The organism is Spirosoma pollinicola, assembly GCF_002831565.1.
GTDB lineage: Bacteria > Bacteroidota > Bacteroidia > Cytophagales > Spirosomataceae > Spirosoma > Spirosoma pollinicola.
The window spans coordinates 1,128,274-1,143,279 of record NZ_CP025096.1 but is presented as its reverse complement, the minus strand read 5'-3'; the positions used below and the strand labels follow the sequence as shown (position 1 = coordinate 1,143,279).

The 15,006-nt window shown below is 49.0% G+C and carries 13 protein-coding genes; 5 read left to right on the top strand and 8 right to left on the bottom strand.

Annotated features, from left to right (window positions below; translation table 11 throughout):
* Window positions 1-151: 151 nt before the first annotated feature.
* Window positions 152-724 carry a DUF2911 domain-containing protein gene (locus CWM47_RS04975; protein WP_100986773.1) on the top strand — a complete coding sequence of 191 codons (573 nt, stop codon included), beginning with the start codon at window positions 152-154 and terminating at the stop codon, window positions 722-724.
* Between the two features lie 72 nt (window positions 725-796).
* Here CWM47_RS04975 and CWM47_RS04970 read toward each other — a convergent pair whose 3' ends face one another.
* Window positions 797-2,698 carry a YgiQ family radical SAM protein gene (locus tag CWM47_RS04970; RefSeq protein ID WP_100986771.1) on the bottom strand — a complete coding sequence of 634 codons (1,902 nt, stop codon included), beginning with the start codon at window positions 2,696-2,698 and terminating at the stop codon, window positions 797-799.
* A gap of 289 nt (window positions 2,699-2,987) precedes the next feature.
* Here CWM47_RS04970 and CWM47_RS04965 point away from each other — a divergent pair, with 289 nt between their 5' ends.
* Entirely contained in the window at window positions 2,988-4,124 is a 1,137-nt protein-coding gene (locus tag CWM47_RS04965) for a cysteine desulfurase family protein (protein ID WP_100986769.1), read from the top strand.
* A 190-nt stretch (window positions 4,125-4,314) separates the two neighbouring features.
* The gene (locus CWM47_RS04960; protein ID WP_100986767.1) at window positions 4,315-5,436 is read left to right on the top strand and encodes an XdhC family protein; all 1,122 of its coding nucleotides are present in this window, start codon (window positions 4,315-4,317) and stop codon (window positions 5,434-5,436) included.
* Window positions 5,437-5,455: 19 nt separating this feature from the next.
* On the opposite strand, the gene CWM47_RS04955 is transcribed toward CWM47_RS04960, so the two are convergent.
* Genes CWM47_RS04955 through CWM47_RS04945 form a run of 3 tightly spaced genes read right to left on the bottom strand, consistent with a single transcriptional unit; the run spans window position 5,456 to window position 7,063 of the window.
* Complete coding sequence (locus tag CWM47_RS04955) at window positions 5,456-5,923, bottom strand: DUF5990 family protein (protein ID WP_100993738.1); 468 nt, start codon at window positions 5,921-5,923, stop codon at window positions 5,456-5,458.
* An 11-nt stretch (window positions 5,924-5,934) separates the two neighbouring features.
* Window positions 5,935-6,564 (bottom strand): mycothiol transferase, encoded by a 630-nt coding sequence (locus CWM47_RS04950; RefSeq protein ID WP_240625713.1) that lies wholly within the window; start codon window positions 6,562-6,564, stop codon window positions 5,935-5,937.
* Between the two features lie 52 nt (window positions 6,565-6,616).
* Window positions 6,617-7,063 (bottom strand): hypothetical protein, encoded by a 447-nt coding sequence (locus tag CWM47_RS04945; RefSeq protein ID WP_240625712.1) that lies wholly within the window; start codon window positions 7,061-7,063, stop codon window positions 6,617-6,619.
* 193 nt (window positions 7,064-7,256) lie between these two features.
* Here CWM47_RS04945 and CWM47_RS04940 point away from each other — a divergent pair, with 193 nt between their 5' ends.
* Complete coding sequence (locus tag CWM47_RS04940; RefSeq protein ID WP_100986765.1) at window positions 7,257-7,829, top strand: antibiotic biosynthesis monooxygenase; 573 nt, start codon at window positions 7,257-7,259, stop codon at window positions 7,827-7,829.
* Between the two features lie 287 nt (window positions 7,830-8,116).
* Here the strand turns inward: CWM47_RS04940 and CWM47_RS04935 are convergent, their stop codons facing one another.
* The 4 genes from CWM47_RS04935 to CWM47_RS04915 form a co-directional block, all read right to left on the bottom strand.
* The gene (locus tag CWM47_RS04935) at window positions 8,117-8,695 is read right to left on the bottom strand and encodes an LOG family protein (protein WP_100986762.1); all 579 of its coding nucleotides are present in this window, start codon (window positions 8,693-8,695) and stop codon (window positions 8,117-8,119) included.
* Window positions 8,696-9,033: 338 nt separating this feature from the next.
* The gene (locus CWM47_RS04925; protein ID WP_100986757.1) at window positions 9,034-9,663 is read right to left on the bottom strand and encodes a hypothetical protein; all 630 of its coding nucleotides are present in this window, start codon (window positions 9,661-9,663) and stop codon (window positions 9,034-9,036) included.
* Window positions 9,664-9,999: 336 nt separating this feature from the next.
* Window positions 10,000-12,216, bottom strand: coding sequence for a penicillin acylase family protein (locus CWM47_RS04920; RefSeq protein WP_100986755.1), 2,217 nt, complete (start codon window positions 12,214-12,216; stop codon window positions 10,000-10,002).
* 29 nt (window positions 12,217-12,245) lie between these two features.
* Complete coding sequence (locus CWM47_RS04915) at window positions 12,246-13,838, bottom strand: amidase (protein WP_100986753.1); 1,593 nt, start codon at window positions 13,836-13,838, stop codon at window positions 12,246-12,248.
* 402 nt (window positions 13,839-14,240) lie between these two features.
* Here CWM47_RS04915 and CWM47_RS04910 point away from each other — a divergent pair, with 402 nt between their 5' ends.
* Complete coding sequence (locus tag CWM47_RS04910; protein ID WP_100986751.1) at window positions 14,241-14,942, top strand: hypothetical protein; 702 nt, start codon at window positions 14,241-14,243, stop codon at window positions 14,940-14,942.
* Window positions 14,943-15,006 lie beyond the last annotated feature (64 nt).

Sequence of the window (15,006 nt, the reverse complement as noted above, 5' to 3'; positions counted from 1 at the left end):
GGTGATGATATCAAAATAACGGAAAAAGAATTTCTGGGAGAATGAGTTAGTTTCTGAATCCCGCGACTAACTGCTTCTTCTAATTTTCAGAAATTTAGACACTTTCATAACAACGATTAACCTGTAACAAACTCTCCCTCTCAAAAACACTATGAAAAAAGTAGCTTTGCTTTTCGGATTACTTTTCCTGACCATTGGCGCAACGAACGCCCAAACGTTCCGGGGGCTCGACAAAACGCCTATGGACATGGCGTATTACCCGGATGACTATGCGCATGACCGCAAGTTTGCGCCAGCAAAAATTGGCACCGACAAAGCCATGGTGCGTGTTACGTATAATCGTCCATTCAAAAACGGCCGGGAGATTTTCGGAAAATTGGTGCCCTATGGTAAAGTGTGGCGGGCGGGTGCTAACGAAGCCCCCGAAATCAAGTTTTATCAGGACGTGACCATTGGCGGCAAAAAAGTACCAGCCGGAAACTACGCTCTGTTGACCATACCGAATGAGAAAGAGTGGACCATCATCCTCAGCTCCGACGTGGATCAATGGGGAGCCTATAGCTACAACGAAGCGCTGGATGTTGTTCGGGTAAACGTACCCGTTCAGAAGGCAGAGAATATGCTGGAGAACTTCTCGATTCAATTCGCAAAAAAAGACGCCAAAAACGTTGTCATGTACATGGGCTGGGATACCACAGCCGTGGCGGTTCCGATTGCGTTGTAATTCAGCATTCCTTCGTGGTGTCGGGTTTGAGAACCCGACACCAAAGAAACGTAAACGTGAATACCCGATTTACTATTTAGACTGTCCCTTTTTCTTACCGGCATAGTTCCCGGAATACTTTGGCTTGTTGTACTCGTTTTTCGAACCACCCAGCAATCGTTCTACTAAGTCTGGGCGCTTAAGCTGGTTCAGGCGATTCCGAATCCAGTTTTTGTATTCGGGCTTGTACCAGAAGAAATAGTTGTTCTGCGCTTGTTTCTCCTCCCGCGTTTTAGCCGTTTTAACCGGCTTCAGCGTATAGGGGTGAACGCCTGAATAGTAGATCACTTCAGCCACTGTCATAGGTGTAGGCGTAAAATCCTGCACCTGTTCGAGCTGGAATCCAAGGTCTTTGGTTTCGGCAGCCAGATTGGCCATATCCTGCTCCTCGCAACCGGGATGCGACGAAATGAAGTACGGAATCAGTGGCTGTTTGAGGTTATGCTTTTCCTGAATCTTGTCGTATTTCTGCTTGAACAGCTTAAAATACTTAAACGAAGGCTTACGCATCACCCGCAATGTGTCGTCGGATGTATGTTCAGGAGCGACCTTCAACCGGCCCGATACGTGTCGTGTAACCAACTGCTCCATGTATTCGTCATGGTTGCCGTCGGCGTTATTTTTATTAAAATCGTCGACCAGCAAATCATACCGTACCCCCGAGCCGACAAACGCCTTTTTAATTTTCGGATTAGCGTCGACCTTGCGGTACAACTCCGTCATGGGTTTGTGTGAGGTATCGAGGTTCGAGCAAATGACAGGGTGAATACAGCTCGGACTCTGGCAACGAGCGCAAATCGACTCGTCTTTGCCCTTCATCTTATACATGTTGGCCGATGGCCCACCCAGATCCGAAATGTACCCCTTAAACTCAGGGTGCTTCGTAATTTCCTCAACCTCTTTCAGGACCGATTTCTCACTCCGCGAGGCAACAAACTTGCCCTGGTGCGCAGAAATAGTACAGAAACTACAACCACCAAAACAGCCCCGGTGCATGTTGACCGAGAACTTGATCATGTCATAGGCCGGAATTGGCCCCCGCTTTTTGTATTTCGGGTGGGGCAGACGGGTATACGGCAGATCGAATGATTTATCAATTTCAACCTCATCCATCGTCTTGAACGGCGGATTGATAACCAGTATCTGATCGCCAACCTGTTGAAGAATCCGGTTAGCCTGCCACTTATTCGACTCAACCTCAACAATTTTGAAGTTAGCCGCGTATTTAATTTTATCTTCCAGACAAACCTCGTGACTCGCCAGCTCGACCGAATTCCATTCGTTATAATCGCGCAGTTCGCTGTTGGCGTCGTGCATAAAGGCCACCTGGTTTATGTTCCGCATCGACGAGAACGGGACGCCCTGCCGCGACAGTTTCAGAATTTCGCGGAGGGGTTGCTCGCCCATACCATACACCAGCATATCGGCCCCGGCATCGACCAGAATGGACGGCATTAACCGATCCTGCCAATAGTCATAATGAGTCACCCGACGTAGAGAGGCCTCAATGCCGCCCAGCAGTACCGGCACATCGGGGTACAGTTCTTTCAGGATTTTGGTGTAGACGATAGTGGCATAATCGGGCCGAAAGCCCGCTTCGCCACCGGGCGTATAGGAATCATTGGAGCGCAGGCGTTTGTTGGCCGTGTAGTGGTTAACCATGGAGTCCATGCAACCGGCCGTAACGCCAAAGAAATATTTGGGCCTGCCAAACTTTTTGAAGTCGCGCAGATCGTCTTTCCAGTTGGGTTGGGCGATAATGGCTACGCGAAAACCTTCGCTTTCCATGATGCGGCCAATTACAGCGGTACCGAAAGCTGGGTGATCTACATATGCATCTCCCGATACGAGGATGATATCAATTTCGTCCCAACCTCTCTTTTCGACTTCTTTCATCGTCAGAGGCAACCAGTCTGTCAGGGGTCTTTCAATCATGAGTACGTGCAATAATGTATGTCAAAAACACCGAATTTACAGAATAATTCAATCTGACTGCTAACGAATTGTGTATGTGCACTTTGCTAATCCATTACGTTTCAACCTCTATCATTAAACTGTCAGGCTACTATAACGCTGCATTTTGGCTTTTAGACGATAAAAACTGGCGTGTACGTACTTTTGCTGGTCTGTCCTTAGCACCTTATAAAACATTGACTGGCAAAAAAATTAATCTATCTGAATTTCCAATGGTCGAATGGTGTCATAACAACAAACCAGGACGATAATGAACTACCCGGCTTACTTCGATTATAACGCCACCACACCTGTTGACCCCGTTGTACTGGAAAGTATGCTGCCTTACTTCGGCTTGCATTTCGGTAATGCGGCATCGCGCACGCATGTCTTCGGTGCCAAAGCGGAAGAGGCCGTTGATAAAGCCCGGAAGCAGCTCGCCCGTCTGTTGGATGCCGATCCGAAAGAGGTGGCCTTTACGAGTGGGGCAACTGAGTCGATCAACCTGGGCCTTAAAGGGGTATGGGAAGCAAACCGGCAGCGAGGCAACCACTTCATCACCATTGCAACCGAACATAAAGCCGTTCTGGATACCTGCGAACATATGGCCCGGCAGGGTGCGGAGATCACCTGTCTTCGGCCAGACAGCGATGGACTCATTACGGCAGATCAGGTCGAACGGGCGATTAAACCGACTACGCTATTGATATCCGTTATGGCGGCTAACAACGAAACGGGCGTCCTCCAACCGATTCAGGCTATTGGTGAAGTAGCCCACAAACACGGTGTGTTGTTTCATACCGATGCTACCCAGGCCGTCGGCAAAATCCCCCTTTCGTTTGCCAGTAGCCCCATTGATTTGCTGAGCCTGTCGGGCCACAAATTCTATGGCCCAAAAGGCGTTGGCGCACTGGTAGTTCGCAAGTCCACCATGCTAACAGCCCAGCAGGATGGTGGACGGCATGAACGGGGTCGACGTTCCGGAACACTCAATGTGCCGGGCATTGTGGGTATTGGCGAAGCGGCCCGTCTATGCCAGCTCCAGTTGACAAATGAAGCAAGCCGTATTTCGGCCCTGCGCGATCAGCTCGAAGCCGGGATTCTGGCTCAGTTGCCCAACGCGACGGTTAATGGAAGTCGTCAGTTTCGCCTGCCAAATACGACAAACATCTGCTTTGCGGGGCTGGATGGTGAGTTATTACTACTATCATTAAACGAGCTTGCGGTCTCGAACGGCTCGGCCTGCACGTCGGCGTCTACCGATCCATCGCACGTGCTGAAAGCGATGGGGCTGTCAGACGATTTAGCGTACAGTTCGCTACGGTTCAGCTTAGGCCGGTTCACTACCGAAGCGGAAGTCGAAGCCGCTATCCGGCACATCGTTTCAGTTGTAAACAGGCTTCACTGACAACCAGAAGCCAACCAATTTGCCGGAAAATAGCGATGGATAAGACAATTTGGCCCTAAATTCTGTTTGTTTTATTCCAGTGGATAAGACCGCCCCGAACATGTCGTTACGTATAAAGACCAAACGTATATGTATGCTGTGACGTAGCAGCCGTCACATTCGGGGCAGATTCCGATATATTTATTCATAAATGAAAGAGATTAAAGCAATTATCGACGGCTATGATCACCTGGATCGTCACGCTACGCAGGCCGCTTTAGCGACGGTGGTGCGGGTAGAAGGTTCCTCGTATCGGCGCACGGGTGCGCGAATGCTGGTCATGAGCGACGGGCTGTGGATTGGCGGTATTAGCGGGGGTTGCCTGGAAGGCGATGCCCTTAAACGCGCCCGATTGGCCATTGCGAAAGCCTCTCCGTCTAAAATCACGTACGATACCACTACCGACGATGAACACCAGATAGGCGTTGGCTTAGGGTGTAATGGCATCATCGACGTACTGTTTACACCCCTTGATTTTACCGATAAAAAGAACCCTGTCGAAGTACTCAAAAACTGCATGAACGAACGTCGCCAAACGCATGTCCTCATTACCATTACCGGTCTGGAAGGGAACTGGCCTTCCATTAAAGAAGGTGAAGTAATACGATATACCAATTCTGCCAGCCTCGACGTGCTTGACCACGCAACTTTGCAGGCGCAGCTGGACGAAAAAATACAGGCACGCATCACAAAAGGGGTTTCTGCCCCCTACCGGTTTGACAGCCCGGACGGACAGGAACTGGACGTATTTATTGAGATACTATCTCCCGAAATTCATCTGGTGCTGTGGGGACATCAATATGACGTTTACCCGCTCACGCGCCTGGTTAAAGAACTTGGCTGGCGGGTAACCGTGGTTGCGAATCCGCTGAAGGTCAACAAAAAAATTGTGGCTCTCGTGGATGAAATCGTTCTCCCCGAAAACTTCTCAACTATTCTTTTCGATGCCCATACGGCCGTTGTCTTGATGACACACGACTACAAAAGTGATAAGCAAAACTTACCGAAAGTTCTGTCCACTAACGCCCCTTACATTGGCATGTTGGGGCCGCGTGTCCGCTCGGAACGCATCTGGGCTGAACTAGCTGATGAAGGCAACCCCATTGACGACGCCGACTTTTCCCGCATCCACGCACCGGTGGGCCTGGATATTGGGGCCGTGTCGCCCGAAGAAATCGCTCTCTCACTGGCAGCCGAAATCAGAGCGGATTTCTCCAGTCGGAACGGCACATTCTTACGGCTCCGTGAAAGTACCATTCACGTTCGGGAATAGGTAGTGCGGCTAAAGGCGTTTAAGGAACTGTTGAAGAAGTAGATGAAGTATTCGCAGCGAGATACCATCCGTTGAACGGCTTCACGGTTCCACAGGCTGGTCCCCCATCCTTTCCTGTTCCCGGAACTTTCGTCTCCAAAACCAGAGACGAATCGTCCGTAGTCTCCTCAATCATTTCGGTCGTAATCCCTTTTAGCGGAATCTTTAACCGACGACTCCAGATAGAGTCGAACTGTCCGGCACTTTTCCCGATGTTGATATAAATAAACCGATTCGCTGGGGTTCCCTGAACGACAACTCCAGCGAAATCGGGCTGGTTATCAGCGCCCAATTTTACAGCAACTGTACACTCGAATACTAAAGCCTGCGTACCAGACCTTTGTTTCTGAAGGATAGTATAGTTCGTTCCACTCCCTTTCTGAAGGCTAAAATCGACGTCTGCGGGTGGGTTTTCTAGCTGTATGCGTAGGGCTAATTCTTGCTTCATGTCCTTTTCATTCACTTGGGTATCCGCTTGGCGTACCAGGTCATTTGCCCCCGGTGGTTGGCGTAATGCTCCGTTACGTGAAACCACTTGCAGTAATTGTTCCAGTCCCAGTCTTTGGTTTCACCCGATAACAGCCAGGCGTCGTCCCGCTTTTTCATTTCCGCTTTGGTCGTTGCGCGGACTTCGGCAAACGCGTCTTTATAGTAGCTCAACGGGTTGCCTTTTATCTGCTCACGAGCTTTATCTTCCAGTTTCATCGCTACCTCCCATTTGTCTTTGTTGGCGGGCGAAAAATCCGGAAGGTTATGGAATGTAAGGTCCTGATAAACGACTTCCGTAGCCGCCAGATGAAGCATCAGCGAACCAATGGTGTTGGACTCTTTATCGTGCAAATAATCCAACTGCTCCACAGTCAGTTTGGAATTGTAGTTGATAACGCTGTTCGTTACCCAATCCAGCATAGAAATCAACGTACCAATTTGCGGACTAAAGCCTGCCTGTGGACCAATGTGATTGATATTTCCGGCATATACGACTGGAGCCGAAAAGCCGGGCTTTGGCACCGCCAACGCACCAGCGCCGATGGTGTACAGGGCTAAATCACTAACGAATTTTCTTCGATCAACTTTATTTTCTTCCACGGCTGTTTGGTGTTTTAGTGAACGACAAATGGGCACTTCCGAAAGGCTAACGTTAGTCCGTCACGCGTTTATACTTCTCAATTATTATTCGGTCAATGCCTAACTTCTCTACTTTTTCAACTCCTTTTTGAACGAGCGTATCACCAACAATTTTTACAACGAACGGAAACTTGTTATTCTCCCACGCCTTGTCCGTGAAGTACTCCAGGTTCTCGGTGTATACACTGTCCGCCAAGGTATATTTGCCCCCGCCCCCACTAAATCGGGTTGCCGATGAGTCACCGTTGATAGCGTGATTCAGGAACGAAAAGTGGGTGGCATTGATGATTTTGATCATCTTATGCGTCGGGTCAAAGGTCGAAAAGGATGAATCTTTTTCCGTCGTCGTTGCCGAAACCAGTTCCCATGTGCCAACCAGGGGCGGTGTTGCAGGAGTATTGGTACAATTAAAAAGGACTGGCAAGAGGGGAAGTAGGAGAAATAAACGGTTGAATTTCATGAAGGTGGTTAAAACAAAACAGAAGATAACGACTACCTGATCAGGCTATACGTAAAGCCTGTTACCCATCGAAATCTACCTCTTGTCTATTGACGAAATCGACTCCGTTTATATATTTGGGATGTACGATTAAAAGTATATTTATTTAAGCTGAACCGTAAGCTGAATAGCTTCCTAAAAACGAACGTTTAGTATGTCAGCGCCTACCCCCATCGACATTGACAGTGCCGTTACGACAATTATTGTTCAGCGTCCTTATAAAAACCAGATTCCCGCATACGAAAACTGGCTAAAAGAAATTGTGCCCCTGGCGCAGCAGGCAGAGGGACATCGGGGCGTAAATATCATCAGGCCGCACGCAGCGAGCGAAGCGTATACCATCGTCCTTCATTTCGCATCGGAAGCGAGTCTGCGTACCTGGCTGGAATCCGACACACGTCGGCAGATGGTAGAGAAGGTGCGCCCGTTCCTGAACACAGCCGAAACGATCGACATAAAAACAGGACTCGAATACTGGTTTACTCCATCACAAAACAGAAAAGCCGCCCCACCTTACAAGCAGTTTCTGATCACCTTATCGGCCATTTTTCCGTTATCGGTCCTCGTATCGTGGTTCCTCTCCCCTATTGCTTCGGCTTTACCGGTATTACAGTTCCCTTTCGTAAAACCGTTCATCACAAGTAACATCATCGTCGCACTCATGACTTTTGTTATCATGCCCCGCTATGTAAAGCTGGTAGCGAAATGGCTGTATAGCGAAAGCTGAAGGATGGTTGGCACTGGAAGGCATTATAGGGGAGTAGGTAACTTCATGCCTGTCGCACAGGTACTGTCTGAAGAGTCTGACTGTGCTTATGGCGTTGGGGTTGTCATTTAGAGGCTGGGACTGGAAGCAGTATGAGGACTCGCACTCAACGACCATGAGTGCTGATGGTAGCCGCATAAGTTGAGCAAACAAACGTACCTGACCCTTTACACACTCATTGAACTGGACTGAAAGCCTGCCTTCAGGACATGCTTCCTGTCGACGGGAGACTATAAAGCGAGAAAAACTTACTTGTTCGTGGCAAAATTTATAGCACTTTGTTCCCAAGTGGGTGCATTGATAATACTATCGATCACCTCTTCAGGATTATCAACAAACGACCACATTTCCAAGTGCTTCTCATGCATGAACTGTTCACTAACACATTTCTCAAGCATCGTCCGTAATGGGTCATAAAATCCATTCGTGTTCAGAATGATAATTGGTTTTGTAAACTGCCCAAGCCGCTTAAGCGTGATGGCTTCCAAGAGTTCTTCCAGAGTCCCACTGCCGCCTGGCAACGTTACCAGTCCGTCAATATCTTCTAAAAATTTTGCTTTCCGTTCATGCATGCTATCGGTGAACTCGAAATCGACGACCTTCTTATGCGCCCACTCAACTTCATTCATAAACTTGGGCATAATACCTTTTATTTTACCCCCGTTCTCAATAATTGTATCCGCCAGCTTTCCCATCAACCCAATCGCCCCGCCCCCATAGATAACATCTATTTTGGCCTTTACAAATTCGAGGGCTAATTTTTCTGTTGCGTCAAAATACATACGATCAACCTTTGCACTTGAAGCGCAATAAACACAAATTTTCATTTTCTGCAGATTTATCAGCCCTGCCTAACGATGGCGTTTCTGCTGTCGGCAGAGAGCTGGCTAGTAGAGTTCCAAAGCTACCTAATTTCATCGTTTACCCTGTCAGCTGAAAATGGAAGCCCAAACTTACCCGACCGGAGCGTTCAACCTGTCGCACGGACGCTGACTTTGAAGCATTTTTTGGGACTGCACCCAACAACCATGAGTGTTGATGATGAGCAGGTTATTTAACTGAACAAACGTACCTGAACCTTTACACACTCATTTGGTTGGGCTGAAAAGTTCCCTTTGGGGGCGAGCGGCCTGTCACCGGGATGCTACCCACGCGGAGCGAGAGCCTACAATTTGGAAGTTTGCTTCAATATAAAGTCCTGACCAATGAAGTATGATTCACCTAATATGAGAACGCCCAATGGCTTCGTAGAATCGGTATAAGCGGGTTCATAGTCGGATTGGAAATAAGGATTCATGTTGTGGTTTGTCAAGCATGTATAATAGCCAGTCAAAATCTGTTTTGGGCCTGTTGCAAAAAGGCCTAAATCAGAGTGACACAGCGAACTAAAGTCCATGCAATTGTTAACGTATCTGTCAATTTCGATATACGTATCAAAATACTGACAGTGAAATCTAAAAATATCAGCTAGCAACTTGTCTGGATTTTCTGCTTTGTCCGTAAAGTATAGACTTGTTTGCCTGTCGGTAAACTCCCACAACAAGAAATGGTCATCGTGGAAGGATATGACAGAGGTAAATACAGGCACAATTTTATGAGCTTTGAGATTGCCGACCTGTAGCTGCCAACTCTGATTTACAATCTCTTCATCTCCTGAATGGAGGATAAATTCTATTGTAATACTGTCTTCAGTGTACTCGAAGCTGACAAACTCAATGCCTCCATCATCTTCAAACCAACCTGAATCAATGATCTGGAAAAAATGGTCTGGAAAAATTTCAGGCTTCTGAGTCATTCTACAATAAAGGCAATTGTAAATAATATAATTCTTAAGCGTTCGCACTGTCAACGAGAAGATGCCTAACAAACCCAAACTTTCCTTTCGGGCTGGTTCCACTGTCACAGGTAATCTGCCTTGCACTCACATTTTGGACCCGCACCCAACATACATATGCACGCGCAACTGCACAACTATAGCCAATGCATTAATAAGCGTTTCTAGCTCCTCGAATTCCTTACTAGAATGATGTAGGTGATATTGTTGACATAAAGGAATCATTACCCCATGCAATTTCCAACCTCTGTTACATCAACATGACTTAACGGTAGCTTCGGCTTGTGAAGACCTCCCCTACTGCCCTGGATGGTACGTTTTCTCTACTTGTTTCTGAATGTCTTCGGGGTAAAAGAGTACGTCTTTGAACTGACCCTCACAGTATAAAGGAGCCTGGTCGGTGAAGTGTTTGGCGCCGGGCTGGCTGCTTTGTCCACCTGTTACCACCGAGCGGGCTGTGACGCGCTTGCCAAACTCAACCACCGCCACGAAGCTGTTGCCTACGCTGCCGTACCGCTTTTTGGTGCCGGGATAGGTTTTGGCCGCAAAAGCCGCCAGCGAACCCCAGGCCGAGGACGTGAAACCAACGGGGATGCTGGGCTTCAGGTCGTCATACGTTTCCTGCGTTTTGCCAGTCAGACGCTGGTAGCGGTTGATGTCGCCCCAGGGCGTTTTCCAGGTACCAAAGTCGCGGGTGAGGTCGGTAAGGACATCGGCCAGCGCTTTTACTTTTTCCTGTGGCGAGGTACTGCTGATGGTATAGGCAGCAAATGTCAATTGATTGTTGACTTGCTGGTCGCCAGCCGCACGGCTTCGGGCCAGCTTTTGTATTTTCTCGCCCCAGAAAATAGCCAGCGTTTGCCCAACCGACGTTTTCCCGTATGATTTATCCCAGGCTTTCAGCACGTCAATGGCTTCGGACAGGTCTTTCGACTGGTTCGCGGCATCGGCCGAAACGGTTTGGTAAGCGGTCAATAACGGAGGCAAAAGCTCATCGAACGCGACTAAGTGCGGGTCGTTGGCAGCCGCAATCAGCGTGTCGAGTGTGAAAAGGTTTTTCTGGCTCAGGACACGGGCGGCATTGACACCCCGGTAGTTTTGCGCATCGGGCGCCATGTACGTCGGGTACTTGCTCTTGTCGGGGCTGCTGCTGCCAGAAACCGTGAAGGGCGTTGAATTGCAATTCTGAATCCAGCCGCTGGCCGGGTTGCGCACCTGCACAATCTCATCGACTGCGTGTAACCCTTTCCAGTCGGTTTCGGGATTGCTGCCATCAACGGGTTCTTCCCAATCGAATTTGGGGTCACGTTTGGGCATGAAGTTGCCGTGCCAATAGGCAATGGTGCCATTTTTATCGGCAAAAATCGTGTTGTTCGATGCGTTTCCGTTGAGTTTCATCACCTCCTTGAAGCTGTCGTAGCCGGTGGCTTTCGTCCGCAAATACGATTGTGAGAGTGCGTTTAGGGGCGTGTTCATCATGTCGATGGCAATCCATTTTCCGTCTTTCTCTCCCGCAATAGGCCCATGCTGCGTGAAGTACATCGTAAAATCCTTGTATTGCATCCCGCTTGCCGTTTTGTAGGGAATATGCACACTCTGCGTACGAACCGGCTTGAGGTCCTTGCCGTGCTTGTAGTATAAGGCATTTCCCTTTTTCTCAATGGTTTCAAGGTATTCATCCATCGAGTCGGCATAGCTGGTGGTGTGCATCCAGCCGCAGTTTTCGTTGAAACCCTGATAGATGAAAAACTGCCCCCAGGTCACGGCCCCATACGCATTCAATCCCCCCTGACTAACCATGTGTACCTCCGAGCGGAAGTAAAAAGAGGTGTGCGGATTGATGAGCAACAGCGCATTTTTGGTCGCACTTTTGGCAGGGGCAATGGCAAAGCCATTCGAGCCAATGGATTCGCGTTCGTAATGGTCGCTGTAGTCAATATAGGATGTCGATTTGCGCTGCTCGTAAAACGCTTTCAGCCGTTCGGTGGAAACCACGCTTATATTTCCGCCAATACTGCCTTCGCTAAACATGAGCGGCATCCAGGGCTGGAAACGTTTCAGTAGCCGGGGTTTTACCTCTGAATGTGTGTAGAGATAATAGTTTGCCCCGTCGGCGAAGGCATCCAGCAGGCTTTTCATCCAGAGCGGACTCTTTTTGTAAATGGCAATGGCCTGTGTCGTGTCCAGAAATAGCCGCGCCCGCAGATCGTGGTAAATAGCCGACTCACCATCTACTTCAGCCAGTCGGCCAGTGGACGTGATGTAGTTTTCTTCGACCCGCCCAAAGTCATCTTCGCATTGGGTGAAGAGTAACCCGAACACCACGTCAGCATCGGTTTTTCCGTAGATGTGCGGCACGCCCCAGGTATCGCGGGTGATGGTTACCTGTTTGGCTTTTTGCTGCCAGCGGGCAATCTCGCCTTTTGTGAAGGATTGAGCCTGAAGGGAATACCCGCTCAGGAAAACAAGTACTGTAATCAGGAGGCCAATTGGCTGTAATGGTGGTCGATTCATGGACTGAAAATTGGTGATTCGTTAGTATGTTAGTTACCGATAGCCCCAAACCGTTTGGGTGCCATTCGATGGTGGGTTTGCTGTTCATAGGCATACGCTATGCGAATGAGGGTCGGCTCGTCAAAAATACGGCCCAGGAACTGGATACCGGCCGGCAAATCGCCGGTGGTATAGCCCATAGGAATCGTAAACGCAGGCTGGCCGGTAGCCGGGGCCACTAATTGACTATTATCACCTTTGTAGCCTTTTGCATCGCCGACCAGCGCGGGCGGGTAATTCCAGGTTGGGTACACTAGTGCATCGACCTTGAGCCGGTTCATTTCGGCTTCGACACCTTTCCGGTAGGCAATTCGCAATGGATCGGTAAAGGGATCGCCACAGGGAATTTCGGGGTGCCGCGCGCGACCTGAGTGCGATTGCTGATAGGTCAGCCGGTCGCGCACAATGTCCGAATAGCCGCCAATGCGTATAATATCTTCCAGCGTTTTCAGAGTATCCCGCTTCACGAAGGTCTGTAAGTAGTTTTCAATGTCGGTTCTGAACTCGGCACACGACTGATTGGCCCGCAGCGAATCGAACTCAGGAATAGTTACGTCAATAATTTCGGCCCCCGCCCGAGCCATATCGGCCAGCGCCTGATCGAAGAGCTGTTTAATTTCAGGGTGAATGTTCTTATCGCTCAATTGACGCATGACGCCGATCCGAGCTCCTTTCAAACCATCTTTCCGTAAAAACTGTGTGTAATTTTCCGGCACTTTGCCTTGACTGTTTTTGGTAATCGGGTCTTTGGGGTCGTATCCGGCCGTAACATCCAGTATCCTGACGGCATCTTCCACCGTACGGCACATCGGTCCGCCCACATCATTACGGGTAAACAATGGAATAATACCATACCGACTCACCAGCCCCAGCGACGTCCGCAGACCCACCAGCGCATTATGGGACGATGGCCCCCGAATAGAATTACCCGTATCGGAACCCAGCCCAATCGTGCCGAAGTTAGCTGCCACCGCTGCCGCCGTCCCTCCACTCGACCCGGCGGGTACATACGCCAGATTATAGGGGTTGAGCGTTTCGCCCAGTATTGAACTCTGCGAATGCATGGGCGTAAAAGCCCATTCTGCCATGTTGGCCTTCGCCAGAATAATGGCCCCGGCTTCGCGCAGTTTCTTTACCTGCCCGGCATCTTCGGTTGGCGCAAAGCCTTTCAGGGCAACAGAGCCCCCCGTCGTTTGTAGCCCTTTTGTATTGTAGTTGTCTTTTACGATAACCGGAATCCCGTGCAGAGGCCGCAGTTTACCGGTTTTCTTAAACTCAGCATCCAGCGCACGAGCGGTAGCGATAGCTTCCGGATTTACAAGAATGATCGAATTGAGTTTGGTGGGCTGATCGTAAGTTTTAATACGTTCCAGATAAGCCTTAACCAGTTGCTCACTCGTCAGGTTTCCGTTGCGGAAAGCCCGGTGAATATCGCTGATCGTCGTTTCGAGTAAGTCAAATTTACTGGCGAATTTTACGTTCGGTTGTGGCTGCGCCGGAGCGGTTGACAGCAAACCCAGACTAAGAAAGACTAGAAGCGTACAGATACGTAAACATTGACTGAGGTGGCTACGAGATTGCATACAGATTGCAAGAAGTGTAAACGTAGGGTAAAAATAAACTTTCCTGACAGTATTAAGCCAACGAAGCGGTATTTGATTTGTATTTGTTTCGTATAGACACTGAGATACAGAATTTAGTTGAGGGATGTATTGGTGGCTGTAGATGGTAATTTTCAAGTAGCCTAGCGTGGTACTGCGGGTAGCCGAAGGCTAACAAGGTCCCGCAAAATTAGTCTTCGTCTGCCCGGAGTACCACGCCAGGCTACATGCCACGCTACAGAAAATTACCCCGGATTATCTTTACGTTACGCCTTTGTAATCAGCGGCTTATTACGTATATTTACTTCCCCAATTTTCCAACAAACAACCATACTAATGAGCTGGAAAGTGGTTTAAAAACCAACATCTGGCACCTCAATCCGAATGAAAAAAGGACGATCAAATCCGAATCAGCTCCAGATTGATTTTCTGGCGGCTTTTCGCCAAATGCTCATCAGTTTGGGCAATGCCGAAAACCTGCCCGTCAACGAAAGTCTGTTTATGCGTATGACCGATCAGTGGGAAAATACCCGCGCTATACCCGCTGACCTGTTATTTACGAAAAGCCCTGTAGAAGCCATCGTTTTCCGTCTTCAGAAAATAGATGCCAACACAGAAGCGAACCAACTGCGTTTCCCGAACGAGCTCATCGCTGGCGAAATTCGCGGAGAGAAAGGTCTAACCGGTTTTTCGTCCAAGTTTCGGGAACAGGGCTGGATTATTTTACCAGCAGAACTGTCGGCCATGTACAAAAATCTGTTCCTGAATATTCTGGCAGCCTCGATAGGTCTGGAACACCTCTACCCTGTTCGGAACCAGTTGCTTGTCGAAGCAGAACGGGTAGCGCTGGCCGCTATGTTGCCCGAAGCCGAGGTGCGTAAGTTCTTCGGGCTGCGTTTGTCGCGATTCCCGGACAGCTTCCGCAGCGAAGTATCAAACTACTTTAACCTTCCGTTCGATTATGTTCTGAAACGCGCCAATCATTTAGGTATGGTATCGGAACAGGTTATTGAAGAAGCCCGTAACCCGGCACAGCCCTTACGCTCGACCATACTCCGTCGTCCGCAAAGTAGCCGGGCGGCCTAAAATAGCTATAGCTTATTATCGCTTTTTTCTCCGGTTAGCTATTCATCATGGCTAACCGGATTTT